Origin of the sequence: Pseudoalteromonas sp. Z1A8 (assembly GCF_011378855.1) — a bacterium.
Taxonomy (GTDB): domain Bacteria; phylum Pseudomonadota; class Gammaproteobacteria; order Enterobacterales; family Alteromonadaceae; genus Pseudoalteromonas.
Map to the genome: position 1 here is coordinate 10035 of NZ_WTLB01000081.1, position 482 is coordinate 10516.

The following is a 482-nucleotide window of genomic DNA, read 5'->3' on the forward strand; positions in this document are numbered from 1 at the left end:
AGAAGATACTGATGATACGTGGTATGGACTCCGGTTATTTTCTGTCGATGGAACGCAATTTCGTGCACCTGATGGGTAATCCCCCCATTTTAAATGGAGGCTATCTGTAGAATTTCCGTTGTTTAACTTTTCCAGTTTTTGTATGGGTGTTATGCCACCTATGCCCATGTTAGGGCGTTCATTATTATAAGTCCATAACCAATCGGTAGCTTTATCTTGTAACTCACTAATATCACTGTAAATATAATGACTTAGCCAGTCATACCTGACCGTACGATTAAATCGCTCTACATAAGCATTTTGTTGCGGGTTACCTGGTTGAATAAATCGTAATTCAATATTATTATTTAACGCCCACTCTGCTAATTTATGGCTAATATATTCAGGCCCATTGTCATACCTGATAGCTTTTGGTTTACCACGCCATTCTATAATTTGATTGAGCGAGCGGATCACACGCTCAGCGGGGAGTGATAAGTCAG

General features: G+C 39.8%; 1 pseudogene. It reads right to left on the reverse strand.

The annotated features are described in order from the left end of the window. Positions 1 to 129 precede the first annotated feature (129 nt). Positions 130 to 482, reverse strand: a pseudogene (locus GQR55_RS18965) (integrase core domain-containing protein); the annotation flags it as partial.